Raw genomic sequence first — 250 nt, 5'->3', positions numbered from 1 at the left:
ATATTCACTTACCAAGTCTAAAATGTCGGTTTTATCTTTTATTTCATTAATGATCGATTGATCTATTCGCAAATTAAATCACCTATTAAGCATTAGTTATACTATTATACCTAATTTTCGACAAAAACAATTAGGACTAGGTGACACAGCTCGATATGCAACAGAAGCACGAATTCAAGAAGAATTGAATTACTTTGAAGAAATCGTAAGTGAAATTGGATGTCCTGTCATTGATGTTTCTCAAAAAGCA

General features: G+C 30.8%; 1 protein-coding gene and 1 pseudogene. One reads left to right on the top strand and one right to left on the bottom strand.

The genetic code is table 11. From position 1 onward, the window contains the following. The coding region (locus IDG64_RS15670; protein ID WP_481906132.1) for a hypothetical protein at nt 1-72 on the bottom strand (72 nt) is incomplete at its 3' end. 46 nt (nt 73-118) lie between these two features. On the opposite strand from IDG64_RS15670, the pseudogene IDG64_RS14625 reads away from it, so the two are divergent. Continuing rightward, nucleotides 119-250: pseudogene (locus IDG64_RS14625) on the top strand (kinase/pyrophosphorylase); the annotation flags it as partial.

This window comes from Staphylococcus sp. EG-SA-15 (assembly GCF_017151895.1).
Taxonomy (GTDB): domain Bacteria; phylum Bacillota; class Bacilli; order Staphylococcales; family Staphylococcaceae; genus Staphylococcus; species Staphylococcus aureus.
This window is presented reverse-complemented; position numbering and strand designations above follow the sequence as displayed.